The following is a 217-nucleotide window of genomic DNA, read 5'->3' as shown; positions in this document are numbered from 1 at the left end:
ACTTAATGACTCGCTTGTACTTAATGACTCGCTTGTGCTCAATGATTCGCTCGTGCTTAACGATTCGCTTGTACTTAACGATTCGCTTTCACTTAATGACTCGCTTGTGCTCAATGACTCACTTGTGCTTAATGATTCGCTTGTACTCAATGACTCACTCGTACTTAATGATTCACTTGTACTCAATGATTCGCTTGTACTTAATGACTCGCTTGTA

1 protein-coding gene is annotated in these 217 nt (G+C 40.1%); it reads right to left on the bottom strand.

The features are described from left to right. Positions 1-217 (bottom strand): hypothetical protein (locus CD035_RS06835; protein ID WP_180991818.1); only part of this gene is annotated, 217 nt, incomplete at both ends.

This window comes from Mammaliicoccus sciuri (assembly GCF_002901825.1).
GTDB classification, from domain to species: Bacteria; Bacillota; Bacilli; order Staphylococcales; family Staphylococcaceae; genus Mammaliicoccus; species Mammaliicoccus sciuri.
Note: the sequence above shows the minus strand (reverse complement) of the source record. Positions and strands in the feature narration are given on the sequence as shown.